This is a genomic window from Streptomyces sp. NPDC015171 (assembly GCF_043079545.1).
Classification (GTDB): Bacteria; Actinomycetota; Actinomycetes; order Streptomycetales; family Streptomycetaceae; genus Streptomyces.
Genome location: NZ_JBIBUO010000003.1, coordinates 752,580 through 776,863, shown reverse-complemented (window position 1 = coordinate 776,863; position 24,284 = coordinate 752,580). Strand labels below are relative to the sequence as shown.

Annotated in this window: 18 protein-coding genes and 1 pseudogene; 10 read left to right on the top strand and 9 right to left on the bottom strand. The window is 74.0% G+C overall.

What is annotated here, in order from left to right:
• Window positions 1–13 precede the first annotated feature (13 nt).
• The 3 genes from ACF073_RS11615 to ACF073_RS11605 all read right to left on the bottom strand — a co-directional run bounded on the left by ACF073_RS11615 (window position 14) and on the right by ACF073_RS11605 (window position 7,677).
• Window positions 14–2,020 carry a caspase domain-containing protein gene (locus ACF073_RS11615; protein WP_392068705.1) on the bottom strand — a complete coding sequence of 669 codons (2,007 nt, stop codon included), beginning with the start codon at window positions 2,018–2,020 and terminating at the stop codon, window positions 14–16.
• A 78-nt stretch (window positions 2,021–2,098) separates the two neighbouring features.
• Window positions 2,099–6,214: a CHAT domain-containing protein gene (locus ACF073_RS11610; protein ID WP_392068703.1), complete on the bottom strand. Its 4,116-nt coding sequence runs from the start codon at window positions 6,212–6,214 to the stop codon at window positions 2,099–2,101.
• 530 nt (window positions 6,215–6,744) lie between these two features.
• On the bottom strand, window positions 6,745–7,677 hold the full coding sequence (locus tag ACF073_RS11605; RefSeq protein WP_392068701.1) for an LLM class flavin-dependent oxidoreductase: 933 nt from the start codon (window positions 7,675–7,677) through the stop codon (window positions 6,745–6,747).
• 314 nt (window positions 7,678–7,991) lie between these two features.
• Between ACF073_RS11605 and ACF073_RS11600 the strand changes: the two are divergent.
• The 4 genes and pseudogenes from ACF073_RS11600 to ACF073_RS11585 all read left to right on the top strand — a co-directional run.
• Window positions 7,992–8,303, top strand: a pseudogene (locus ACF073_RS11600) (TetR/AcrR family transcriptional regulator); the annotation flags it as partial.
• Window positions 8,304–8,786: 483 nt separating this feature from the next.
• Window positions 8,787–9,446, top strand: coding sequence for a histidine phosphatase family protein (locus ACF073_RS11595; RefSeq protein WP_392068942.1), 660 nt, complete (start codon window positions 8,787–8,789; stop codon window positions 9,444–9,446).
• A gap of 181 nt (window positions 9,447–9,627) precedes the next feature.
• Window positions 9,628–10,275, top strand: a complete 648-nt coding sequence (locus tag ACF073_RS11590) for a response regulator (RefSeq protein WP_392068700.1) — start codon at window positions 9,628–9,630, stop codon at window positions 10,273–10,275.
• Complete coding sequence (locus ACF073_RS11585; protein ID WP_392068698.1) at window positions 10,275–11,375, top strand: sensor histidine kinase; 1,101 nt, start codon at window positions 10,275–10,277, stop codon at window positions 11,373–11,375. Before ACF073_RS11590 ends, ACF073_RS11585 begins: the two co-directional genes overlap by 1 nt.
• 143 nt (window positions 11,376–11,518) lie before the next feature.
• Here ACF073_RS11585 and ACF073_RS11580 read toward each other — a convergent pair whose 3' ends face one another.
• Window positions 11,519–12,148 (bottom strand): TetR family transcriptional regulator, encoded by a 630-nt coding sequence (locus ACF073_RS11580; RefSeq protein ID WP_392068696.1) that lies wholly within the window; start codon window positions 12,146–12,148, stop codon window positions 11,519–11,521.
• Window positions 12,149–12,213: 65 nt separating this feature from the next.
• Here ACF073_RS11580 and ACF073_RS11575 point away from each other — a divergent pair, with 65 nt between their 5' ends.
• Window positions 12,214–13,659, top strand: coding sequence for an FAD-dependent monooxygenase (locus ACF073_RS11575; protein ID WP_392068695.1), 1,446 nt, complete (start codon window positions 12,214–12,216; stop codon window positions 13,657–13,659).
• Window positions 13,660–13,952: 293 nt separating this feature from the next.
• Here ACF073_RS11575 and ACF073_RS11570 read toward each other — a convergent pair whose 3' ends face one another.
• Window positions 13,953–14,600, bottom strand: coding sequence for a TetR/AcrR family transcriptional regulator (locus ACF073_RS11570; protein WP_392068693.1), 648 nt, complete (start codon window positions 14,598–14,600; stop codon window positions 13,953–13,955).
• Between the two features lie 172 nt (window positions 14,601–14,772).
• Between ACF073_RS11570 and ACF073_RS11565 the strand changes: the two genes are divergently transcribed.
• Window positions 14,773–16,359 (top strand): long-chain fatty acid--CoA ligase, encoded by a 1,587-nt coding sequence (locus ACF073_RS11565; protein ID WP_392068691.1) that lies wholly within the window; start codon window positions 14,773–14,775, stop codon window positions 16,357–16,359.
• A gap of 123 nt (window positions 16,360–16,482) precedes the next feature.
• On the opposite strand, the gene ACF073_RS11560 is transcribed toward ACF073_RS11565, so the two are convergent.
• The gene (locus ACF073_RS11560) at window positions 16,483–17,706 is read right to left on the bottom strand and encodes an acyltransferase family protein (protein WP_392068689.1); all 1,224 of its coding nucleotides are present in this window, start codon (window positions 17,704–17,706) and stop codon (window positions 16,483–16,485) included.
• A 237-nt stretch (window positions 17,707–17,943) separates the two neighbouring features.
• The gene (locus tag ACF073_RS11555; RefSeq protein WP_392068687.1) at window positions 17,944–18,297 is read right to left on the bottom strand and encodes an ArsR/SmtB family transcription factor; all 354 of its coding nucleotides are present in this window, start codon (window positions 18,295–18,297) and stop codon (window positions 17,944–17,946) included.
• Window positions 18,298–18,505: 208 nt separating this feature from the next.
• On the opposite strand from ACF073_RS11555, the gene ACF073_RS11550 reads away from it, so the two are divergent.
• Together ACF073_RS11550 and ACF073_RS11545 are read left to right on the top strand one after the other, a co-directional pair.
• Window positions 18,506–18,952: a MarR family transcriptional regulator gene (locus tag ACF073_RS11550; RefSeq protein ID WP_392068685.1), complete on the top strand. Its 447-nt coding sequence runs from the start codon at window positions 18,506–18,508 to the stop codon at window positions 18,950–18,952.
• Between the two features lie 139 nt (window positions 18,953–19,091).
• Window positions 19,092–19,691: a hypothetical protein gene (locus ACF073_RS11545; protein WP_392068684.1), complete on the top strand. Its 600-nt coding sequence runs from the start codon at window positions 19,092–19,094 to the stop codon at window positions 19,689–19,691.
• Window positions 19,692–19,738: 47 nt separating this feature from the next.
• On the opposite strand, the gene ACF073_RS11540 is transcribed toward ACF073_RS11545, so the two are convergent.
• Complete coding sequence (locus tag ACF073_RS11540) at window positions 19,739–20,407, bottom strand: HD domain-containing protein (protein ID WP_392068682.1); 669 nt, start codon at window positions 20,405–20,407, stop codon at window positions 19,739–19,741.
• Between ACF073_RS11540 and ACF073_RS11535 the strand changes: the two genes are divergently transcribed.
• Together ACF073_RS11535 and ACF073_RS11530 are read left to right on the top strand one after the other, a co-directional pair.
• The gene (locus ACF073_RS11535; RefSeq protein WP_392068681.1) at window positions 20,406–21,479 is read left to right on the top strand and encodes a GlxA family transcriptional regulator; all 1,074 of its coding nucleotides are present in this window, start codon (window positions 20,406–20,408) and stop codon (window positions 21,477–21,479) included. The two genes, ACF073_RS11540 and ACF073_RS11535, sit on opposite strands and share 2 nt — an antisense overlap.
• A gap of 68 nt (window positions 21,480–21,547) precedes the next feature.
• Window positions 21,548–22,921 (top strand): MFS transporter, encoded by a 1,374-nt coding sequence (locus ACF073_RS11530; protein ID WP_392068679.1) that lies wholly within the window; start codon window positions 21,548–21,550, stop codon window positions 22,919–22,921.
• On the opposite strand, the gene ACF073_RS11525 is transcribed toward ACF073_RS11530, so the two are convergent.
• Window positions 22,855–23,964 (bottom strand): hypothetical protein, encoded by a 1,110-nt coding sequence (locus ACF073_RS11525; protein WP_392068676.1) that lies wholly within the window; start codon window positions 23,962–23,964, stop codon window positions 22,855–22,857. The genes ACF073_RS11530 and ACF073_RS11525 overlap by 67 nt on opposite strands.
• Window positions 23,965–24,284: the final 320 nt, after the last annotated feature.

Here is a 24,284-nt window from a genome sequence, read left to right as displayed (position 1 = left end):
CGCCCCGCGCCGGTCAGCCGTGGGCCGGGTCCTGTGCCGGGATGACCGTGCGCAGCGGGATCGTCCGGGTCGTCCACTGGCCCGGACCCTGCGCACGGGTCTCCCCCATGTCGCGGTCGCCGTGGCCGGGTGGTGCGAGACGCAGCAGTCCGTCCGGCGCGGCCCGTCGGGTGCCGCGGTCGTCGGAGCCGTGCGGGTCCCAGGGCGGCAGATGGAAGGGGACGGTGTTCACTTCGCCCTCGGCCACGATGAGTTTCAGCCAGTCCCGCACCTCCGCGCCGGGGCGGGCCCGCCGTGCCGGGACGGTCAGCGCCACCGGGCGGTCGTCCAGGGCGAATCCGGTGCGGCCGGGCCCGATGAAGTGGCCCGGGTAGAGGCCGGTGTGGGCGGCGTAGCTGTCGGTGAGGTTGAGCAGCACGCACCACAGGGTCCGGGTCGGCGAGCGGTTGTGGAGCCGGATGGACAGCCAGGGCTCCCGCGGGCGGCCGGAGGGCGAGGCGCCGTAGCGGCAGACGATCTCGCCGCTGCCGTCCGGGAGGATGGGGCTCGGGCCGTCGGAGCTCCAGGGTCCGTCGTAGGTCCAGGGGAGGATCTCCACGCGGACCAGGTCCGTCAGCGGTGAGGCCGGGTTGTCCAGGGTGAGCAGCTGGTGCCAGCGGGCCAGGTGGTGCAGGCAGTCGGCGACCTGCCGGGCGTCCTCCGGGCCGCCGAGTCGCAGCGGCGGTACGGCGGCCGAGCCGTCGCGCCGCAGGACCGCGGCCCCGAGGCCGGTGCCCGGTGTTGGGGACACGACGACGCGCAGCAGGTGGCCGGGGGCCGGGCCCGGGTCGTCGACCAGCCGTAGCAGCGGTGTCGGTGCGCCGTCGGGGCCCGCCGAGCCGAGGGCCTCCCGTACCAGGCCGGCGGCTCGGCGCGCGGCGGAGGACGCGTCCGGCGTCTCGACGCGGACCCGGGTGGGCGGCAGCGCGAGCGCCGACAGCGCGACCGGATAGACCTGCCGGCGATCCGGCTCCCAGCCCGCGGGGGCGACCTCGGTACGGTCGGCGTGGACGGCCCTGGCCCGTACGACGCGGGGCGCGGCACCGGGCGCGGTGACGGTGAACTCGGCGGCTCCCGGGCCGTCATCGCGCAGCCCGTGCACCCGGCCGCAGTCGACCTCCCAGCCGTACGGTCCGTTCCGCAGCAGGTGCGGGCCGCGGGTCCGGGTGACGGCGCCGCCGAGGAAGGGCTGGTCGGCGATGCCTCCGGGCTCCGGCGGGAAGAGGACCGGGTGCTGATCGGCGCGCTCGGTCTGGACCCGGCAGTGCGCGGCGGCCAGCAGATCGCGGTAGGTGGCACCGGGTCCCGCCGCCCGCAGCGCCTCCAGCAGGGCATGGGTGAACACGCCGTACGGCACTCCGTCGAAGTCCCGCTCGTAGGACAACTGGTTGAGCCGGCCGGCGGCGAGGAGGACATGGCGGCCGGCCGGTGCCCCGGTGGCCCCGGCCGCCCGCTGCTCCCCGCGGGGCTCGCCCCACCAAGCGGCGGGCGGGGCGTAGCGGGCGGTGTGGTCCGGCGGGGCGGGCCTGCGGGTGGCTCCGCCCGAGAAGCAGCAGTCGAGGACGGCGGCGACGTGTGCGCCCCGCGCGGCGACCGAGTCGAGCAGCGCGCCCAGCTCCTTGTCGACGAGCGGGCGCCCGCCCTCGCGCGTGCTGTCGGCGCAGACCAGGGCCTGGTAGCGGCCGGTGGCCTCGGTCCGCCGGTGCAGGGGCAGGACGGCCTCGTAGTCGGTGCCGTGCCCGGAGAACCAGAAGAGGGCCGTGTCGCCGGGCCCGGCGGCGCCGAGGTGGTCGCGGACGGCGGTGACGACGGCCTCGGTCGTGGCCTCGTCGTTCCGCAGCAGGAGCGGCTCGAAGGCTCCGTCGCCCAGGTCGGCGAGCAGACGCGCGGCCGCTTCCACGTCGTTGACGGCGCCCCTCAGCCGCCGCAGCTCGATCGGGTAGTCGTCGATTCCCGCGAACAGCGCGTACACAGTCCCCATGGAGGAAGTCTCGCAGGCCGCGGCCCGCGCTCCCGGGCGCAACCGGGCTGGCCGCGGGGCGAGTTCCGGCCGGCGCGGTCACTGGCCGAGATGGGTGAACCCGGCCCAGCCCCGCAGGTCGTCCGGGTCCACGGAGCCGGCCTGGGCGGCGAGTTCGGGCGGCATGGTCGCGGGGGTGCGCCGGTCGGGGTCGAGCATCCACAGCTGGGCGAGGCGCAGTGCCGTGGCGGGGCGCGCACGCTCGGCGTGCAGGTAGTGGTGGACCATGAACATCAGGTACGAGGTCGCTTCGTCCGGCACCGGCCACAGCGATCCGAGCACCGACCGCGCGCCGTCCACGAGGAACGCCGTGGACAGGGTGAACGCCTCGTCGTGGCCGCGTCCGGAGACATGGGTGGTGCAGGCGGCGAGCGACACCAGGCCCAGTCGGCCGGGCCGGTCGCGGCGCTGGGCGTGCTCGGTGAGCTGCTCGGCGGCGAGCGTGCCGCCCGCCAGACGCAGGTGCGAGGTACGGGCGGCCGAGCCCTGGAGCACCTCGGCGTGGCAGGCCAGATGGAGCACTCCGGCCGGGGACAGGCCGCGCAGCCGCAGCCAGCCGAGGACTTCCCCCGGAGTGCCCTCGCCGGTGGCCGCGCCGCTCGCGTGCCGTCCCAGGTACGGGGCGCTGCGGTAGAAGGCCGTGTGCAGGGCGCCGGCCTCCCGGCCGGCGTGGGGCAGGTCGCCGGTCGGGTTCCCGACGACCAGGCCCGGCGCGTCGTACGGAACCGGCTCGCGGGCCATGACCTCGCAGAACAGCCGGGCCGACGCGGCGTACGAGACGACGGCGTCCTGGAGGGCGTACCGGTGGCGGCCGTCCGGCGTGGCCCGGCGGGCCGCGTGCCACGGTACGGCGGCGAGTTGCCCCATGGGGACCAGCACCACCTTCGCGGGCCGGGTGGCGCCCCGGGCGCGGAGGTGGGCGAGCAGCGGCTCCGTCACGGCTCCCGACGCCCAGTCGCAGACGGCTTCCAGGGTGCGGCGTTCGGCGGCCCGGCCGTCGGGGGACGCGGACGGCGCACCCGCGACCGGCCCCATGTCGCGGTTTCCGGACCCCGTCCGCGGGCTGAGGTAGGCGGCGAGCGCGGGGGCGTCAGCGGTCAGGCCCGGCAGATGGACGACGCTCGTCCGGCCGTCGGTGTGGACGGCGAGGGCGCAGCCGCCCTGCCCGGTTCCCGTGCCCTCGCGGGGCACCAGGTACACCAGGGCGTCCGCACCGGTGCGGCGCAGCGCGGTGGCGATGTCGGGGACGGGCGGCGGGGTGAGGAGGTGACCGAGGCGGTCGCGTGGCGCCGTCGTGCCGGCGGGGTCGGCCGATGGCGCCGCGGCCACGGGGTCGGCGGTGCCCGCCAGGGCCTGGAGCACCCGGTAGCGGAGGTCACCGGGGATGTTCTCGGCCGGTCCGGAGCCGTGCGCGGCGGCCGCCGCACGCCACTCGGCGGCGAGGTCGGGGCGGTCGGCGGCCGCGAGCCGCTCCGGCACCGTGCCGGCGGCCGATGCCGCGTGCAGGACGAGCCCGCGCCCGGCGTCCAGCGCATGCGCCGCCTCCTCCAGGCAGCCGTCGGCGATGCACCAGCGCGCCACCCTCAGCGCCTGTGCGGCGGCGACGGCGATGGGCTCGGCCGTGTCCTGTGCGCGGGACTGCAGCAGGACCTGCCAGGCGTGGCCGCTCAGGGCGCGCAGCCCCACCTCGCGGCTGCGCGCCAGCTGTTCGGTCCGACCGGCCCGGCCGGCCGCGCGGTACGCGTCGGCGAGCTGCATGGCCGCCGTCGCCCATCCGAAGTGCCCGGGGTGTGCCGCGAGCCGCACCGCCTCCTCGGACCAGCGGACGGCCTGGTCCAGGTCGGCCTCGTCCCGGCCCGCGTGGTATTTGTGCAGCTGGAACGTTGCCAGGGTGTGGGCGTACCGGACCCCGTTCCCGCCGTCGTCGGCGGGGTCCAGCACGAGGGCGTCCCGCAGCAGTGCGATGGCCTCGTCGAGCCGGCCGGCGTCCGGGTCCCGCATGAGCCGCAGGCCGAGTGCCATCCCGGCCATGCCCAGGGCCTCGGCACGGTCCCGTCGGGGCAGCGCCGCCGACTCCCGTCGCACCCGGTCGGGGGCGATGGCGTCGGGGTCGGCGTGCTCGACGCGCGGTGCGGCGCGGTCGGGGGCGCCGGCGGCGGCGAACTGCCGGGCGGAGGCCATCACGTCGAGCAGCGCGACCACTTTGGAACGTACGGCGTCGTCCGCCGGGAGGCGGTCCCGAGCGGCACGCAGTTCTTCCTCCGCCGCGGCCAACGCGGTGGCATCGCTCAAGGCGAACGCCTGACGGAATCTGATCACGGCGTGCTGCACCGACGCGTACACGCGCGTGTAGGCCGTCACGGACGGATCGGTACGCAGGCGGCCCAACTCGGCGGCGGCCTGGGCGAGGGCGTCCTGCGTCCCCCGCACCTGCGAGCGGAAGGAGAGCGCGGCGACCCGCCAGACCTCCCGGGCGCCGCGCAGCGCGTCGTCCTCCGCCGCCGCGTCCGGCCGGGCGAGGGCGATGTCGAACTGTTCCAGCGCGATCTGGAGTTGACCGACGTCGTAGGACTGCCCGCCGACGGTCATGGCGGTCTGGCCGGCCACCATGTGCAGGCTCGTCCGCAGGGGATCCTCCTGCGGGAGGGCCGCCATGGCCGCCCGGACCGCCTCCATGATCTCCCCGGCGGCGGGGCTGATGCCGAGACCGCTGAGGAAGGGCGCGAAGAAGGCCATGAGCATCATGGGCAGACGGCGCAGAACGACGGCCGCGTCGGCGTCCTGGCAGCGCTCGATCACCCGCTGCAGGTCGTCGCCCATGGGTCCGGTGCTCGTCAGGCCACGCCACTGGAGGTCGTGCGCCGCGTCCCCGCCGTCCGGTGGGCCGTCCGCGTCCGGCGCGGCCATGCCCTGCTGGAGCGCGCTCGCCGCCCGCCGTCCCGCCGCGATGACGGGGTCGCCGGGATCGTCCGGCAGCTGCCCGGCCCGGACCCGGACTCCCCTGAGGTATCCGCGGGTGGCTTCCAGGAAGTTGCGCAGGCCCGGCGGACACGTGGGGTCGGACAGGGCCTCGGCGTAGGCGTCCTCCGCGCAGCGCAGCGCCTCGGCGTCGAGCGTGTCGAGTGCGACCACCTGCCACCCCGCGGCCAGGTCCATCAGGACGCTCCAGCGGTCGGGGGCGTCCGCCGGCCACCGCTCGGCCGTCTGCCGCAGTACGGCGAGGGCCCGTCGTGAGTCCGCGGGGCGTGTCTGCTCGACGCCCCGCTCGCGCAGCAGGCGGCCGTACTGCCTCAGCACCGGCGCCGGGAACTCGGCCAGGAGGGGGCTGTCGAGCGGCAGATGGTCCAGTTGCGCCAGGGCCAGGGCGACGTCGTGCGGGTTGCGGTGCTCGCGGACCGCCGGCACGCGCAGGAGCAGGATCCGGGCCAGCTGGGCGCGGGCGGCCGGGAACCAGCCTCCTTCGCGCTCGGTGGAGCTCTCGCCGTCCTCGACGGCCCGCCGGATCTCGGCGCAGGCCCGGTCGAGGTCGGCCTCGTTGCCGGTCAGATCGAAGCGGCGGGCGTACTGCTGCCCGTAGTGGAAGCGGAAGTAGGACGGCTGGCCCATGGGTTCGGGTACGCCGTCGAGTGCCTCGCCGAGCCGGGTGAGGCCCGCTTCGAGGTCGGCCGGGTCGCTGGTGCCGAGGAAGCGGAACCCGTAGGCGAGGCCCAGCCGGGCCCCGACCTGGCGGCTCAGCTCCTCGCCGGGCGCGAGGAGGTCCGCGGCGGCCTCCAGGTGCCGGACGGGCTCCGCCAGGAGGGCGAGGAGCCGGTCCGGGGGCATGCCGGGTTCGAAGGCGGCCTCGTACCGGGCCCAGTGCAGCTGGCCGAGGATGCCCTGCCACACCTGGGCGTCGTCGTGGCCGGGGTCGTCGGCGACCGCCTGTGCGACGGCGGTGAGCGCGGCTTCGAGATGGCGGCCGTCGCCCTGGCGTTCGGCGAGCTCGGCGAGCCACAGACCCATGGCGACCCGTGTCGCGGACACCTCGGGATCATCGCCCGGCGCCTGCCGGGCCAGTTCGGCGCGGGCCTCGTCGATCCACTCCTGCAGCTCCTCGTCGGACACGCCGGCGAGGTCTCCGTCCAGGTGTTCCTGCTCGGCAGTGCCGTCCGTCATCCCCGGGCTCCGTCCCGGGGCGCCCCCGCGCCCCCTGGTGCCAGTGAACCTCAACTCCGTTCCGGTCGCGGGTCGTTCGCCGGGCGTTGTCCGGGCGGATCGCGGTGCTGGGCGCCGGGGGCCGTAACCACCGGCCCGGGGTGCACCTGCCGCGCGGCGGCTGCCAGGGCCGCGGGGCCGTACACCTCCGTGGACGGAGAGCCGGTGCCGCGCGGCCCCGAGCGGCCGGCCGACGTTGTACGAGCGCGGGCGAGCGGGGCGCGACGAGTCAGGGCGGGCCGGCCTGGTCACGTTCGCCGCGGAGTCGGGCGGCGTCGTACGGCCCGGCCGTACCGGGACGGGCGAGGTGGCCGCGGCCGTCGTGTGACCACCGGCGGGCCCGGCGCCGAGGTCTGACGCGGCGCCGACCGGGTTCCCACGCGGGCACGGCATCCTGCCGCCCGCTCATGTCGGCCCAGGAGGCGACCGCGTCCGCGCCCGGCAGGCCACCGGCGCCCGCCGCGCAGGCGATCACGCGGGGCGGCGGTCTCTCAGGTTGCCGCGTTCTCGGTCCGGCGGTAGGCCGGCAGGACCTCGCCGGCCAGCAGTTCCAGCTGCTCCGCCTCGTCGAACAGCGGGGTGAGCAGGATCCGTTCGGCACCGGCCGCGGCCACCTCCCGCAGCCCCGCCACGCACTGCTCCGGCGTGCCGTACACCGCGACCCCGCTCAGGTCGTCGGGGCGGCCGTACATCGCGGAGAGCACGTCCCGGGCTCGCTCGCGGAGCGTCTCGTCGTGCGGCCCGACCGCGATGTAGACCCGTTTGGCGATCGGGAACGTCGCCGGGGCCCGGCCCTGTTCGGCGAGGGCCTCGCGTACCACCTTCACCTGCTCGGCGAACCGGGCCGTGGTCTGCGACCCGGCGCCGAAGAACCCGTCGCCGTGCCGTACCGCCCGGCGCAGGGCGTTCGGCACCGCCGCGCCGAACCAGACCGGCGGATGGGGCCGCTGCACCGGCTTCGGTTCCATCGCCGCGTCGTCCAGCTGCCAGAACCGTCCGTCCAGGGTGACGCGGGGCTCGGTCCAGAGCGCCTTCATGACGGTCAGGTGTTCCAGGAACCGGGACACCAGGCCCTCGCCGTCGATACCGAACGCGGCGAACGGGCGGCCCTGCCCACCGGTGGCGACGCCCACCTCCAGGCGGCCCGCGCTGAGGTGGTCCAGCGTGGCCAGGCTCTTGGCCAGCTGCACCGGGTTGTGCAGAGGGGTGACGAACACGGCGCAGCCCAGCCGCATCCGTTCGGTGCAGGCCGCCGCGTACGTCATGATCTCGATCGGGGAGAGCAGGGGCCAGGCGCCCAGCACGCTCTCCTGGGTCCAGGCGCTCTCGAAACCCAGTTCTTCGGCTCTGCGCAGGAACGCGCGCAGTCCGGTCAGGGTGAACGACTCGTCGGCGTGCTGCGGGATGGAGACGGAAAAGCGCATGGCCTCCATCTCAGCACGGTGTCTCGCCGTGCCGCCAGCGGAATCCTGCTCGCCCGCGCCGGTCGCGCGCCGGTTGAGGAAATGGGGCACGAGAAGGCACGGGGCGAGGTGCGCTGGGCGAGGAGCAGCTCGCGCGGTTCGGTGGCGGCGGCGGTGCGCGGCAGCGGGAGGGGGTCGCTGTGACCCGTACCGCCGCGGTCGTACACCGCGGCCGTGGTGAACCGCGAAACCTCTTGCCGGACACCGAAGTAGTGCCGTCCTGGAAGCCGCCGACCGGCCGTGCGAGCGGGGCGGGGGATGTGCCCCGTCATATGGCCTGTCCCAAGACGATGGACTTCGCGGCCGACCGGGAGCAGACGCCGCGCGCGATCGCCGAACTGGCCCGCCGTGCCCAGGAGACCGGCCGGCTGCGGCGCGGCTTCGCCGTCGACGACCTGGTCATGCTGCTCATGGCCCAACGGAGCGTCCAGGACGCGCCGCCCACCGCCCACCGCCCGGCTCGCGGCCTCGCGCCGCTTCGCCGCCCACATGACGAGGCGTTCAGCGCCACCGGGGAGACGGCGGCGCCCGCGCCGCTGCCGCCGTCTCCGCGCCTCACGCTCGCGCACGGGCCCACCACGCCGTGACCCCGCCCAGTAACGGGGGGCGGGGCTCCCCCGGGCGGACCGTGCCTCCACTCCCCCGGCCGGACCCGGCTCCCGCAGGCCGTCCGCGGGGGTGCGTCCCGACGCCGTCCGCGGGGGCGGATCCCGGGGCCGTCCGCGCGGGTGGATCCCGGCGCCGTCCGGCGGGGATCCGGCCGCCACCGCAGGCCGGCAGCCCGGCCGCCCACGGAGGCGAAGCCCCGCCAGCTGGCGGGGGTAGTCCGGCCACATGCCGGATGGTCGCGGCGGCACCCGTCCTGAAGTGTGGTGATGGAGGGGATTCCGCTCTGTGCCGGCACACCGTTCACGACGGAGCCGGAGCGGGGACTGAATCCTGTCGCAGGTGCCGAGGCCCTTGTGGTCCCGAGTCCGCCTGGGTACCCGTTCTACGCCGCTGGACGTGCCCGCCTCGCTCCCACGCGGAGCCGGTGACGCACCGTCCCGCTCGCAGATGGAGGTCCGATGATGGTGACCGTGCGACTGACCATGTTGTGCGCAAGCGCCGGAGAAGGCAGCCATGTCCGGACCTTCGGGGACGGTGCCCTGAGTGCACACGGCCGGAGCGAGATCACGGCCACCCGCACCCCCCTTCCGCCCTGCACACAGGCTCTGCGGACGCCCTCGGTCCGCTGTGCGCAGACCGCCGAGGCGCTCGGGGTCGAGGCGGTGCCCGAGGACGGCCTGCGCGACCTGGACTGCGGCGTGTGGGAAGGCCGCACGTTCAAGGACGTCGCGGCCGAGGACCCCTTCGGTTTCTCGGCCTGGCTGACGGATCCCGATGCCGCGCCGCACGGAGGCGAGTCGGTCAGGCGGCTGTGCCGTCGGACGGCGGCCTGGCTGAGTGATCTGCCCGCCGACACGGGGCACGTACTCGTGATCGCCGAGCCCTCCGTCGTCCGGGCCGCGCTGGTGCACGTCCTGTCCGCGCCCGCTCGCGCCTTCTGGCACCTGGACGTGCCGCCCCTGGCCGCGATCACGCTGACGCTGCGCGACGGCCGGTGGAACGCCCGACTCGGCCACCTGATCGTCCCGCAGCAGCGACAGCTGCCCTACGGCTCCGTGTCCATCGCGGTGCTGCCCCCGCGCACCGGCCGGGGAACCGTATGCCTCACCGGCCGGCCGTGACCCGAGCCGCCCGCTCGCGCCGCCGCACCACGGCCCCTCCACCTCACCACCACCGCAAGACCGCCTGACCACCGCAAGACGGCCGCTCCACCCCCCGCCGTCCGCCGCACACCGCCCGGCGGCGGAGCCGGGCCCGGCGTGGTAACAATCGGATAGTGGCCCGCTAGAAGGTGGAGCACACGTGATCCGGGTACTGGTGGTCGACGACGAGGCCCTGATCCGCACGGGCTTCCAGCGCATCCTCGATGCCGCCGACGGCATCGAGGTCGTTGGCGCGGTGTCCGGCGGTCAGGCCCTCCGCATGGTGCGTGAGACGCGCCCCGACGTCGTGCTGCTGGACATCCGCATGCCGGACGTGGACGGCCTGACCATCCTGGGTGACATCCGTGCGCTGCCGCAGCCGCCGGTGGTGGCCATGCTGACCACGTTCGACATGGACGAGTACGTGGAGACGGCGCTGCGCTCGGGCGCCGCCGGATTCCTGCTCAAGGACACCGATCCCGAGTCACTGCCGTTGGCGGTGCAGAGCCTGGCCAGCGGCGGCACGGTGCTGTCGCCCAAGGTCACCCGCACGGTGGTGGACGGATTCCTGAGCGCGGGCCCGCAGGGGCGCCCGTCCGGGGTCGAACGGCTCACCGACCGGGAGCGTGAGGTGCTCGTCCTCATCGCCGAGGGTCTGTCGAACGCCGACATCGCCACCCGGATGCACCTGAGCACCGGCACGGTCAAGGACCACGTCAGCGCGATCCTCACCAAACTGCAGGTCAGCGGCCGAGTCCAGGCCGCCCTCTTCGCCCAGCGCGCCGGACTCCTCGCGAAGGAGCCGTGATGGCCCGCCGACCGCCCCCGTTGCTCCTGGACGCCGCGGCGATGGCCATGGCCCTCCTCGACGTGTGGGCCCACTGGGACATCACCGAGCCGCTGCGGATGGCCTTCGGCCTGGCCGCAGCCGTCGCCCTGCTGCTGCGCCGGCGACAGCCCCTGCTCACCTTCCTCCTCACCCTCCCGGCCGTGCTGCTGTCCGACGCGGTCTTCGCCTGCCTGGCCGCGCTGTACACGCTGGCCTCGTTCAGCCGCCCCCGGACGCTGCTGGTCCTCGGCGCCCTGGCCTTCACGTTCGCCGATACGACGTCCCTGCCCTCGGGGGCGCTCGATCTGACCAGGACATCGACGGTGATCTCCCTCGGCTACAGCGCCGCCACGGCGGCCGCCGCCGTCTTCCTCGGGCAGCTGGTGCAGACCCGCCGCGCCCTGTCGCTGAGGCTGACCGAGATCTCCGAGGCACACGACCACCAAGAGCTGCTGACCGCCCAGGCCGCCCTGGCCAAGGAGCGCGCCCAGCTGGCGCGGGAGATGCACGACGTCGTCTCCCACCAGGTCAGCCTGATCGCCGTGCACGCCGGAGCGCTGCAGGTCGGCACGGCCGACCCGGACACCAAGGAGGCCGCTGCGACGATCCGGCGGCTGAGTGTGCAGACCCTCGACGAGCTGCGCCATATGGTCGGCGTCCTCCGTGCCTCCGGTGGCCGCCCCACGGAACTGACTCCGCAGCCGGTGCTCACCGACATCCAGCGGCTGGCCGACAACTGCGGTCTGCGGACCGAGCTGAAGATGGATCTGCCGGGCGGGCTTCCGCCCACCGTCCAGCGCGCTGTGTACCGAACGGTCCAGGAGGCGCTGACCAACACACGCAAACACGCCCCCGGCGCCACCGCGCGCATCGACCTGCTGCACGTCAACGGTGCCGTGCACGTCAAGGTCACCAACACCGCGCCGACCCAGCCGGCCCTCCCGCTGCCGGGCGCGCACCACGGTCTGATCGGTCTTCGCCAGCGCGCCGAACTCCTCGGCGGCACCCTGGCCTCGGGCCCGACCGACGACGGCGGTTACGAGGTCCGCGCGGTGCTGCCGGCGGAAGTCACGGACTGAGGCGCCCGGGGCCCGCCTGCCGACCGCACAGCCGTCCGGCCGCGCAGACCTGGGGTCGGCGGATCGCGTGCCCGGCGAGGTGAGGTGACAGGGGGTGTTCGCCACACGGGCGGCCCGGATCGGCGCCGGCGCGGACGTGCCGTCTAGCCGTGGGCGCCGAGGCCGTCGCGCAGCAGGTCGAACGCCCGCTGCGCGGCCCGCACGGCATCCGGGTAGCGTTCGTCGGCGGTCGCGCCGTGCGCCAGGCTCTCGTAGTTCATCTCGGACAGCTGCCGCTGGACCACGATCACCTGGGCGGCGACCAGACGGGCTACCAGCGGGTCGGTGCCGGCCTCGGCGAACGCCTCGGCCAGCGCCTCGATCCCGCGGGACGTGTACCGGGTCAGCCGCGCCGCCAGACTCTCCGCGCCGACGATCATCCGGAGGAAGGCCATGACCTCCGGGTCGTCGCTCAGGCCGGTGATCGGATCCCGCCGCGCCAAGGCGTCCAGCAGCCCTTCCCGCAGCGCCTCCAGCGGCGGCTGACCGGCCGGCCGGGCACGCACGGTCCGGGCCGCCTCGCTCTCGTGGTCGGCGAACCGGTGCAGTACGAGGTCTTCCTTCGCCGGGAAGTACGCGAAGAGGGTCCGCCGGGAGATCTCCGCCGCCTCCGCGATCTCGGTGATCGAGACCTGGTCGAAGCCCTTGTCCAGGAACAGGCGGATCGCCGTGTTCGCGATCGCCTCCCGGGTGCGTTCCTTCTTGCGTTCCCGCAGGCCCATCCGCTGATTCATGCACTCAGTCTACCTCCTGGTAGACTGAGTGCAGTTTTGCATCGAGTGCAATCCAGGAGGACATCGTGCGCACTGAGGTGATCGTGGTCGGGGCCGGTCCGACCGGGCTGATGCTGGCCCATGAACTGACGCTGGCCGGGGTGCCGGTCGTGGTGCTGGAGAAGCAGCGCACGCGCAACCCCCAGTCCCGGGCCGGCGGACTGCAGCCGCGTACCGCGGAGGTGCTCGACCTGCGCGGACTGCTGGAGCCGCTGCTCGCGGACAACCCGTCCGAACGCGCGACCGGCGGGCACTTCGCCATGCTGCCCGTCGAGCTGGACTGCCGGCCCTGGCGCACCCGCCACCCGTACCCCGTGCCCCTCCCGCAGGCCCGGCTCGAGGCCTGCCTCGAACAGCGCCTGACCGACCGGGGTGTGCCCGTGCTGCGCGGACACGAGGTGTCGGCGGTCGCACAGGACGCGGACGGCGTCTCCGTCGGGACGATCCGCGGCAGCCACCTCGTCGCGTGCGACGGCGCGCACAGCGCGGTCCGCGCGGCGCTGGGCACCCCGTTCCCCGGCAGGGCGGGGCAGATGCCCGCCGTGGCCGCCGACCTCACCCTCGCGTCCCGGTCCGACGAGGTCCCCACCACCCGGGGCCACTTCAGCCAGTACCCCAGGTTCGCCAACGGCTTCTTCAGCATCCTGCACCCGCTCGACGGCGGTCTCTACCGGCTGATCTTCGGCAAGGCCTCCGGGGACGCTCCCGGCCGCGAGGCACCCGTCACCGTCGACGAGGTCCGCGAGGCGCTGCGGGCCGTGTACGGGCCGGAGACGGAACTGGGCGAGCTGCGCGCGGCATCCCGGTTCAGCGACGCCGTGCGGCAGGTCGAGCGGTACCGCGAGGGCCGGGTGTTCTTCGCCGGGGACGCCGCGCACATCCACGCGCCCATCGGCGGCCAGGGCGTGAATCTGGGCGTCCAGGACGCGGTCAACCTGGGCTGGAAACTCGCCGCCGAGGTGAACGGCTGGGCACCCGCGGGCCTGCTGGACACCTACCACGACGAACGTCACCCGGTCGCGGCACGGGTGCTGCGGCACACCCGCGCCCAGACCGTGCTGATGAACCCCGGCCGGGACGAGGAGGTCGCCGCGCTCCGCGACCTCACGACCGAGCTGCTGCGCCTGCCCGAGACCAACCGGTACATCTCAGGCATGATGTCCGGGCTCGACATCCAGTACCCCGGCGTCGGCCCCCGCATGACCGACCTCGATCTGACCACCGAGGCCGGTCCGGCCCGGGTGAGCGGGCTGATGCACTCCGGCAAGGGGCTGCTGCTCTCCCTCGACGGCAAGCGGCGGTCCGCGGGCGACCGGTCCGACCGGATCGACCACGTGGTGGCCGAGACGGACGGGGAAGTCGAGGGCGCCGAGGGGGCCGAGGCCCTGCTGGTCCGGCCCGACGGCTATGTCGCCTGGTCCAGTGCCGACGGCACGCCCCTGGAAGCCGCCCTCGCCCGGTGGTTCGGCTGAGCCCCCCCCCCCCGGGGCGCGACGCGACGTGACCTTCGGGGTCGTCGGCGCACGCAACCCTCGGGGTCGTCAGCGCACGCCGTCCCACAGGGCCCGAAGACCGTCGCGCGGGGACCGGTCGCGTGGTCACTCCTTCACGCAGAGCGCAGAGCGCAGAGCGCGCGCGGGACACGGACGCGGGACCGGGAAGGGCCTTCCCGCGGGACCGGTAGGGGCCTTCCCGCGGGACCGGTAAGGGCTCGCACCGAGCGGGGCGGGAAACCGTACCGGGCGGGGCCGCTGAACCGGTGTGCTCAGCGGCGGGCGTTGACGATGCGCAGCGCGAACCGCGCGTACTGGTCGGCGACCTGCTCCCGGGTGCGGTCGAGGGAGGGGCCGAACCACTGCGCGACCTGCACGCCGAGGCCGCCGATCGCGGTGACCGCCAGCAGGGTGTCGTCAAGCTCGAACTCGCCGTTCCCGGCGCCGCGTTCGAGTACGTCGGCGAGCAGTCGGCGGCAGTCCTCGCGCAACCGCAGCGAGGGCGCCGCCAGTTCGGGCGGCAGGGCGTGGAGCTCGCCGTTGGTGACCACGGCCAGCAGCGGATAGTCGGTGTGGAGCAGGACATGGGCGCGGACCAGGGCGGCCAGCTGCCGGGCGGCGCTCTCGTCGCGGGTGACGGCGGCGGCCTCGGCAAGCCGGGTCCACATCTCCTCGTGCCCGATGCGCACCAGCTCGGCGAGGACATGGCCTTTGGACGGGTAATGTGCGTACAGGGTCGCCGAGTTGATGCCGACCATGCCGGCGATCCGGCGGATCGAGGCGCCCGCGAAGCCGGACTCGGCGAACAGTTCAAGGCCCGCCCGGAGGATCTTGCCGCGGGTACCCGGCGGGGTGACGCCCTCGGGGAGGACCGCCTCCCTCGCGACGACCCGGCGGGGCTCCCGGGCGGGACGTTCCACGGCTGCTCCTGAAGGATCGGGGGGGACTTCCAACCAATCGATTGGTTGACACCGTATCCCAGAAGCCCGATGGTGGCTCGCGACGAACCCGTCACCACCAGCCGAACGGTCGAGAACCTGTGCCGCCCGTCCGGATGCCGACCGCGATACCGATACCTGGGGGAGCCCTGCCGTGAGCCGTCCCGACACCCGCCCCGCCGCACCCGCCGCGTCCGCCAACCTGGCGACCCTGCTGACGTCGACCGCGTTACGCGTCCCCGCGCGACCCGCCGTGCGGCTGGCGGCGGAGTCCCTGAGCTACGCCGAACTGGCCGACGGCACGGCACGGATGGCCGCCGTCCTGCGGGCCCACGGCGTGGGCCCCGGCGACCGGGTGGGGCTGATGCTGCCGAACGTCCCGGCCTTCGCCGTCCTCTACTACGGGATCCTGCGGGCCGGTGCCGTGGTGGTGCCCGTGAACCCGCTGCTGAAGGCACCCGAGGTCCGCCACTACCTCGCCGACTCCGGCGCGGCGCTGCTGCTGGCCTGGGAGGACCACGCCGCCGAGGGACGCGCGGCGGCGGACGACTGCGGCACCCCGCACCTGGTGGTGGGCCCCGGCAGTCTGCGCGAGCTGCTCGCGGCGCACGCACCCGTGGCCGACGCTGCCCACCGCGCCGCCGACGACACCGCCGTCATCCTCTACACCTCGGGCACCACCGGCACGCCCAAGGGCGCCGAACTCACCCATGACAACCTCCGGCGCAACACCGAGGTCTCCGCCCGCACCCTGCTGCAGCTCACCGAGGACGACGTGGTCTTCGGCGGTCTGCCCCTGTTCCACTCCTTCGGCCAGGTCGTCGGGCTGAACTGCGCCGTCGCGGCGGGCGCCTGTCTGGCACTGCTGGCGCGGTTCGACCCCGCCAAGGTGCCGGCGCTGATCGAGCGCGAGCGTGTGACGGTCTTCCTCGGCGTGCCGACCATGTACGCCGCACTCCTCGCCCACACCGCACCGCGCCTCGCCGACGCCGGAAGCGGCACCGGCGGTGGACCGGACCCCGCCGACATGTCCTCGCTGCGCGTGTGCATCTCCGGCGGCGCCGCGCTGCCCGTCGAGGTCCTGCACGGCTTCGAGACGGCCTTCGGCTGCACCGTGCTGGAGGGGTACGGCCTCTCGGAGAGCTCACCGGTCGCCTCGTTCAACCACCCGGAGGGCCCCCGCAGGCCCGGGACCATCGGCACCCCGATCGAGGGGGTCCGGATGCGGGTCCAGGACGATGAGGGGCACCCGCTTCCGGACGGCGAGCCCGGCGAGATCGCGATCTCCGGACACAACGTCATGAAGGGCTACTGGCGGCGTCCCGAGGCCACCGCCGAGACGATCGTGGACGGCTGGCTGCGCACCGGCGACATCGGCGTCCGCGACCCGGACGGTCTCTTCCGGATCGTCGACCGGAAGAAGGACCTGATCATCCGCGGCGGCTTCAACGTCTACCCCCGCGAGATCGAGGAGGTCCTCTACCAGCACCCCGCGGTGGCCGAAGCCGCGGTCGTCGGAGTCCCGCACCCCACCCACGGCGAGGAGATCGCCGCCGTGGTCACCCTGCGGAACGGCGCCACCAGCACACCCGACGAGCTGCGCGAGTTCGTCCGCGCCAGGGTCGCCCCGTACAAGTACCCGCGGCTCGTCCGGATCGCCGATCTGCCCAAGGGACCCACCGGCAAGATCCTCAAGCGCGCGATCACGGTGTCCGCGGACCCCGCGGGCGAGCCCGGCTGACCGGGCCGGCTGCCCGCACGGTCCGTACCGGCTCGACGGCACGGACCTCCCAGGCATCCCGGGCCGGTCGGCGACCGGCCCGGGCGCATGCCGCCCGCACGCATCAGCCCGTCCGCCCGCGCCTCAGCCGTCAGACGCTTCCACCACGACTCTTCCCCCCGGCCATTGGCCCTGCCGGGCACGGCCCGGCGCGCGCATGGAATTCCAGGACCTGTCGCGCTTGAAGGGCATTTCGAAGATGCGGGAGAACAGCCAGGCGCCGAGCACCGAGACCGGCAGGGCCAGGGCGAGGGTGAACCAGAACGTGGGCAGGCCGGCCGGTACGACATGCGGGGCTGCCCGGCGCATCACGGCCAGGACGATCGGCAGGTGGATCAGGTAGAGGCTGTAGGAGAAGTCGCCGAGCCCTCGAACGGGGCGCGCGGTCAGGAGTTTTACGAGGATCGCGGGTCTGCCGGTGGCAACCGAGGCAAGGAGCATCGTCATGGCGGGAGCGATGGCGAGGTCTATCCAGAAGTAGTGACGCACGGTCCAGACCGAGCCATGGATGACGCCGAGTGCCATGACGGGCGCGGCGGCCAGCACGGCGAGCCACCCCCACGGCAGGCGCCGGACCCTGTCCGGCGCGACGACGACCCCCGCTCCGATCGCGCCTGCGACGAACACGGGTGCCAGATGGGGTGCGAGCCAGTTGTCGCCCTCCACAGGGACCGCGCCCGGCGCCGCCAGACCCCGGGCGATCACCGGAAGTGCCACGCACGCGAGCAGGACCGCCGCACCCCATCGCCGGCGCACGAAGAGGAGAAGGGGGAAGAGGAGATACAGCTCGGCCTCCACACCGATCGACCAGAACGCGCCGTTCGGCGTCGGAGCGGTGAACACGTCCTGCGCGACGAGGCCGTACACCAGAAGCGACGTGCCGGTGGGCGGTCCGACGTGGGAGGCCGGCACCACGAACCAGGAAACGGCGAGGCTCATGGCCAGTGCCGCCCAGTACGGGGGCAGGATGCGCCAGGCGCGTCGGCGCAGGAACCGCCGGGTGCCGTCCGACCGCCAGCCGTGCCGCGCCGGCGCGATCGCCAGGGAGAAACCGGACAGCACCAGGAAGAAGACGACCGCGAGGCGCCCGAACATCAGCCCGTCCAGCCAGCCGGGCGCCGAACTGTCGGGATACCCCGGGAAGGCGTACAGCCAGCAGTGGAACAGGACCACGTACAGGGCCGCAAGGCCGCGCAGTCCGTCCAGCCCCAGCACCTGCCGCTGGACGGGTGCTCCGCCCGTCTTCTCCTGCCGCCCCGCCGGGGCGGCCGTGCCTCGTGCGCTGCTTCCCGGACGGCCCGAATCCACTGAAATCGTTCAACCCTCGCTCTGGGCGGCACGGTGCCACCCACAGCAACAGGTACGCGGGGGCCGGCCGAGCAGTTCAACGGAGGAGCCGGCGGGTTCCGCGTCGAGCGGGGACGCGGTCCGGGGCCGGCCCACCGCCGTCGACCGCCTTGCCGATGCGGCGGTGCGTGAGGTCCGGCGACCGCGCTCGGCCGAGGCCCGCCCAGGCCTGCCCCCTGCCGGAGGAACGGGCGTGGGTCAGGACCTCGCCTGCGCCTCCTGCTCGGCCGCCGCCGCGGCCGTCACCGCCGACAGCAGGCCCGGAAAGCGGACCTCCATCTCCGCCTCGCGCAGCGTGTTCATCTTGGTCGTCCCCACGTAGTACTGGCGGATCAGACCCGCTTCGCGCAGCACGTTGAAGTGGTGGGTGCGCGTCGACGTGGACACCGACACGTCGAACGTGCCGCAGCTCAGGTCCGCACCCGCCCGGACCAGCTGGGACACCAGCATCCGGCGCACCGGGTCCACCAGCGCCTCCAGGACCTGCTGGAGCGAGACCTCCGACAGCTCGGGGTGCTCCACGGTTCGGGCGACGGCACGGGGGCGTGGCACGGTGACTCCTCGGGATCCTCAGCACGGTGGCGACAGTGACGCGGTCACCCCATCGTACGATCGCCATCGAACCACGGCCCGCGGGCATCCGCAGAAAAATAGTAGCCATGGACATAGTAGCCATGTACTGTATTGGCCATCGGTTCGGCATCCGAGAGCGCCGCGGCGGAGGCCCCCGCCCTGCGCTCGCCCACGAGAAGGAGCAGTCATGACCACCACCGCACCCCTGCTCGACGCCCGCGTCATCGGCCTCGCGCACTACGCCGGGCGTGCCCTCCTGGAGGGCGTGCTGGCCCGCCGCGGAGCCACGTTCCACCAGAACGTGACGCTCCGGCTCGTCGTGACCGCCGGCGGCACCGTCGACCGCGACCAGCTGGCCGCCGACGTCAACGGCTCGCTCAAGGCCGGCGATTCGGCCGTACGCGGCGTGATCGAGGAGCTGACGGCCGCGGAGCTGCTGGAACAAGACCCGGCGGAGGCCTCGCGGATACGGATCACGGACGCCGGACGGGAGCTGTACGAAAGCGCCGCCGCCGAGACGGCCGGGATCTCCGCCCGGCTGTACGCCGGCATCTCCACCGAGGACCTGGCGGTCGCGGGCCGCGTGCTGACCTTGATCACGGACCGGGCGAACGCCGAGTCGGCCGACGCCTGAGGCCCCGTCAGGCGCCGGCGGCAGCGGCCGGCCCTCGCCCCCGTCCGTGTCACTCCGACGGGTGCACTCCCGCACCCGCAAGGGGTATGTGACGTCTGAACTGCGCTGATGCCCCGGTGATCGACTCGACCATGGGCGCATGTCACTTCCCCGTCTGCGTTCCGCGGCCCGACGCCTCGTCCCTGTCGTCCTGGCCGCCCACGCCGTACTCGTCCCCGCGCAACCCGTGTTCGCCGCGCAGGCCGCCCATGTCTGCCGGGCCGCCGTCGAGTGCGGCTCGGTCATCGTGGGCCCCCTCTCCCAGGACCCGCCGGACGACGGCCCCTGCACCAGCCCGGAACCCGTCGTGTGCCAGATCCGCAGCGAGACACCGCAGCAGCGCGAGGTCGCCCGCGGTCAGCGCATGCGCTACCACGACCTGCTGGAGGACATGGAACGCACCGAATGCGCCATGCGTGCCGACGGCCGCTCGGAGGAGGACATCGCGCGGACCCTGGTCCAGATGCGCAACGACGCCAAGGACATCGTCCGCGCGGGCATGACGCGGGAAGCGGTCGCCGAGCTGGAGGCCCGCAACATCAAGAAGTACGGCAACCCGCTCGGCCCGACCGCGGACCAGCTGTACCTCAAGTACGGGTCCTGGGAGATGGTCAGCGCGGCCGCCACACGTTCCAGCCAGGCCGTGGACAGCGAACTGGGCCTGGAGTTCCGGCACTGCCCCTGCGAGATCCTCCAGTAGGCGGACGGCTCCGGCCCTGCCGGGTGACGGCGCGGGCGGGCGCGGGCTCAGTTCCCCCAGCGGCCCGCGCTCGCCAACGTCTCCAGCAGGGTCGTACGGGGCGGCGTGGACCGTTCCCTCAGCAGGTCGCCGGCGATCGAGTAGTCCGGCGCCTTCTCGGGACGGCGCAGGGCCTGGGCGGTGATCTCGTCGACGAGCGTGGTGGTCATGGACAGCCGCGGGTACGCGGCGTGGATCGCCGCGCCCGCCGCGTCGGACACGAAGTCCGCGCCGAGGCCGAAGTCCACGCCGATCCCCTGCCGCGTCAGGGCGCACAGCGTGCCGCGCCGCTCCGCGATGCCCGACGAGGTGTGCAGGGCGATGGCCTCCCACACGGCGTCGACATCGGCCGCGGGCAGCCCCTCGGCGGTGAGGAACTCCGCCGCCGTGTCAGCGCCGTCCACCTCGAACCGCTGCCGGCGGTCGCCCTCCTCGGTCAGGCCGAGGTCGTGCAGCAGGCAGGCCAGGAACAGCAGGTCCGGATCGTAGTCCCGGCCCGCCTGTGCGCCGCCGTGGTCGGCGCACAGGCGGGCGAACAGCGTGCTGCGGATGCTGTGGTGGGCGGTCGCGGCGGACTCGGTGGCGCGTACCAGCGTCAGCGCACGGCGGGCCAGCGGCGTGTCCGGGAGCGGCGGGACCCCGCCGGTGATCGTCGGCTCGTTCATCGCATCGTCCATGGCATCCATGGTCGACGGCGGCACGCTGCGACGACAGTGGCAGCATTGCCTCCATGCGAGAGGAAACGGCCACGCCGGCGGCGGCCCGCCCCACCGGGTGGCGGTGCTGGCGCTGGACGGGGTACTGCCCCTGGACCTGGGCATTCCGACCCAGGTCTTCACCTCCGTACCGGGTGCGCCGTACGCGATGACGCTCTGCGGGCGCGAGCCCGGGCCGGTGCCCACCACCGCGGGGTTCGACCTGGCCGTGACGGCCGGGCTGGAGGCCCTGCGGCACGCGGACACCGTGGTCGTCCCGGGCTACGCCCCGCACCTGGCCGAACCGGCACCGGCCGTGCTGAGGGCGCTGGCCGGCCACCACGAACGCGGCGGCCGGCTGGTGTCCATCTGCACCGGCGCGTTCGCGCTGGCCGCCGCCGGTGTGCTGGACGGCCGTACCGCCACCACGCACTGGCGGTTCGCCGGCGAGCTGGCGGCCCGGTACCCACGGATCGAGGTGGACCCGCGCGTGCTGTACGTCGACGAGGGCCGGGTGCTGACCTCCGCCGGTGTCGCGGCCGGGATGGATCTCTGCCTCCACCTGGTCCGCCGCGACCTGGGCGCGGCGACGGCCAACGAGGTGGCCCGCACGCTCGTCGCCGCACCGCACCGGGACGGCGGGCAGGCGCAGTACATCAGACGCCCGCTGGCCGCGGCCGGTGACGGCACCACGCTCGCCGCCACCCGGACCTGGGCCCTGGCCCGTCTGCACGAACCGCTGACCGTACGCGGGCTCGCCGCGCACGCGCACCTGGCACAGCGCACCTTCGCCAGACGCTTCGTCGCCGAGACCGGGACGACGCCGTTGCGCTGGCTGCTCACGGCCCGGCTCGACCGGGCCCGCGAACTCCTGGAGAGCACGGAACTGGGGGTCGACCGGGTGGCCGAGCAGTCCGGCCTCGGCAGTCCGTCCAATCTGCGCCTGCACTTCAGGCGAGCCCTGGGGACCTCACCGACGGCGTACCGTGCGACGTTCGCCCCCGCCGATTCGCCGGACGGGAGCACCTCCCGGAACCCGGCGCACGAACACTGAATTGGGTCACCGGCACAGGCGCCCATTGGCTCTGTCCGCTGCCCCACCGGACCCTTACCGTCAACCGTATGACGAACCGACCGCAGCGGCTCCTGGCCCTCGCCCAGCTCGCCAACTCCATCGGGGACGGCGCCTATTACGTGACCTCGGCGCTGTACTTCACTCAGGTCGTCGGGCTCGCTCCCGCGAAGGCGGGGCTCGGGCTGACCCTCGCCTGGGCGGTCGGTTCCCTGGTCGGGGTGCCGCTCGGGCGACTGGCGGACCGGCGCGGGCCGCGCGGCACATCGGTGCTGCTGGCGCTGGCGACCTCGGCCGCGGTCGCCGGCTTCCTCCTGGTTCGGGGTTTCCTGCCGTTCGTCCTCACGGCCTGCGTCTACGCCTCCGCGCAGTCCGGACTCGCGGCGGCCCGCCAGGCACTGCTGGCCGGACTGGTGCCCGCCGGGGAGCGGACGGGGCTGCTGGCGCGGCTGCAGTCGACACTGAACGGCGGACTCGCGGTGGGCGCGGCGCTCGGCGGACTCGCACTCGGCGCCGGGACGGCGGTGGCATACCGGGGTGTGCTGCTGCTGGACGCGCTCTGCTTCCTGCTGTGCGCGCTGCTCCTGCTGCGGCTGCCTGCCGTGACCGCCGTCGCGACGGTCGGCGGCGGCCGGCGGTTCGAGGTGCTGCGCGACCGGCCTTACGCCCTGGTCGCGCTCCTCAACGCCGTCCTGCTGCTGCGCCTGCCGCTGCTCAGTCTGGCGCTGCCGCTGTGGATCACCGAGCGGACGGGGGCGCCGGCCTGGCTGGCTTCGGGGCTGTTCGTGCTCAACACCCTGGCCGTGACGCTGTTCCAGGTGCGAGCGGCCAAGGCCGTGACGGGGTTGGGCAGCGCCCTGCGGGTGCTGCGCAGGTCCGGGCTCGTGATGTTCGCGTCCTGCGCGGTGTTCGCCCTGTCGGCGGGACGGCCGGCCTGGCCCGCGGCGGCGATCCTGATCGCCGGTGCGGTGCTTCAGGTCGTGGCCGAGATGCAGCAGTCGGCGGGTTCCTGGCAGCTGTCCTTCGATCTGGCGCCGGCCGACCGGATGGGCGAGTACCAGGGCTTCTTCGGCACCGGTGTGACCGTCGCCCGCACGCTGGGCCCCGTGGTGGTGACCTGGCTGCTCCTGGAGCGGGGGGCGCTCGGCTGGCTGCTGCTCGGCGCGCTCATGCCCGTCGCGGCGTACGCCATGGGACCGGCCGCGCGCCGGGCGGCCGGCCACCCGCGGGTGGGGGCGCCGGCGCCCGGGCCGCGTGGAGCACAGGGATCCGCCCTCCCCCGGGCCGTCGCGGTGGACGGCGAGGAGGAGGGCGGGGTGATGCCGCGGCGGGGTGGATGCCGTACCGGTGCCGGGGATCAGTGGCCGGTGGACGACCAGTGGTTGGCGTCATCGGCGGCCGGCGAGAAGTGGATCACTCCATAGCCGCGGCCCACCGAGATGAGCTTGGGGTTCAGCCCGCTGTGCGGGGTCGTCGAGATCGTCACCCGGTGACCGCCGTGGTCGGTGACCACGACACTGCGGGTCGACCACGTGGTCGTCATGTCGATCGCGAGCCCCTGTGTGTGCAGGGTGTTCAGGGCGGGCGCCACCCTGAGGCGGGGGTCGATCCCGAGGGCGGTGACCAGGCTCTGCGCGGCCGACACGGAAGCGGCCGAGTCGAAGGCGCCCTTCGCGTCGGTGTGCTGCCAGCAGATGTCGATCCGGGCCTGCCCGTTCGCGGGTTTGAACGGCGGCACCTTGTCGGCGGACATCTTCTTCTTGGCGACCAGCCAGGCGTAGTGCATCATGTACGCCCGCTGCGGCGGCCGGAGCGTCGCGACCGGCGTCACCGTGATGCCGCCCTGCCGCATGGCCCGGATGAACGAGGTGACCTTGCCCCGGAAGCCGTCCGCCAGGTCCTCCAGCCGGGAGCTGGTGGGGAACCGCGAACCCCAGGCCTTCCCGCTCAGCGCGCCGGAGGTGCACGTGCGGGCGAAGCTGAGCCCGTCCGAACTGGGATAGCAGTTGCCGCCCGTCAGGACCGTGACCGCCCAGGTGATGGCATAGGTCTTCGGCGCGATGAAGGGACTCGGCTTGGTGTACTTGTGCTTCACCGGGGTCAGGAGTGTCCCGTCGGGGCCCCCGCTGAAGTCGGCGGTGTCGGTGGTGCCGTCGCCCCAGGCGGTGTGCAGGGCGAACGTGCACGCGCTGGTGTTGCCCCGGCTCACGAGCTGGAAGGACACACTCGGGTCCGAACTGACGCAGTTCGGATAGGACTTCTGGAAGCAGGTTGTCGCGGCCGCGTTGAGGTGCACGTTCCTGGTGGCCAGGGTGACGGTCCCGGGTGCGGTGTCGGTGCGCACGTCCGCTGAGGCCGTACCCGCGGTGATGGCGAGGACCGCCACCGTCAGCGCCACGGCCCACCTGCGCCATCGGGTGTCATGACGTCTGCGCTGCCCGCTGGGCAGGGTTGAGCGTAAGGTCAAAGGAATCTCCCCCAAGTTCGTTTCCGGCGCACAGGTGCCCTGAAAGCTCCGGCATCCCCCCAACAGCGACGAAAACCGGTCAACCGGAGCCAGCGAGAAGCGTACTGGCCGCTGTCGCTCCCAGGAGCTGTCCGTACGAAGCACGCGTCCGCGTGACCGTCCGCCCCGGCCACGCCCCGGCCGCCCTCCCCGGGCCTGCCCGGTCGCGCCCGCGGCGGCGGCATCGTGGCCCCATCGGTGGAAAGCCCTGATGAGCCGCGCAAGGACGGTGCGCCCCGGCGCGGAGGCGAGGTGTGCCGCCCGGCCCCGACGCGCAGGAC

Bases quoted from the DNA above. Each gene is read 5' to 3' on its own strand.
- ACF073_RS11615 (WP_392068705.1), bottom strand. From the start codon at position 2,020: ATGGGGACTGTGTACGCGCTGTTCGCGGGAATCGACGACTACCCGATC.
- ACF073_RS11610 (WP_392068703.1), bottom strand. From the start codon at position 6,214: ATGACGGACGGCACTGCCGAGCAGGAACACCTGGACGGAGACCTCGCC.
- ACF073_RS11605 (WP_392068701.1), bottom strand. From the start codon at position 7,677: ATGCGCTTTTCCGTCTCCATCCCGCAGCACGCCGACGAGTCGTTCACC.
- ACF073_RS11595 (WP_392068942.1), top strand. From the start codon at position 8,787: ATGGTGACCGTGCGACTGACCATGTTGTGCGCAAGCGCCGGAGAAGGC.
- ACF073_RS11585 (WP_392068698.1), top strand. From the start codon at position 10,275: ATGGCCCGCCGACCGCCCCCGTTGCTCCTGGACGCCGCGGCGATGGCC.
- ACF073_RS11580 (WP_392068696.1), bottom strand. From the start codon at position 12,148: ATGAATCAGCGGATGGGCCTGCGGGAACGCAAGAAGGAACGCACCCGG.
- ACF073_RS11550 (WP_392068685.1), top strand. From the start codon at position 18,506: ATGACCACCACCGCACCCCTGCTCGACGCCCGCGTCATCGGCCTCGCG.
- ACF073_RS11545 (WP_392068684.1), top strand. From the start codon at position 19,092: ATGTCACTTCCCCGTCTGCGTTCCGCGGCCCGACGCCTCGTCCCTGTC.
- ACF073_RS11535 (WP_392068681.1), top strand. From the start codon at position 20,406: ATGGCATCCATGGTCGACGGCGGCACGCTGCGACGACAGTGGCAGCAT.
- ACF073_RS11540 (WP_392068682.1), bottom strand. From the start codon at position 20,407: ATGGACGATGCGATGAACGAGCCGACGATCACCGGCGGGGTCCCGCCG.
- ACF073_RS11530 (WP_392068679.1), top strand. From the start codon at position 21,548: ATGACGAACCGACCGCAGCGGCTCCTGGCCCTCGCCCAGCTCGCCAAC.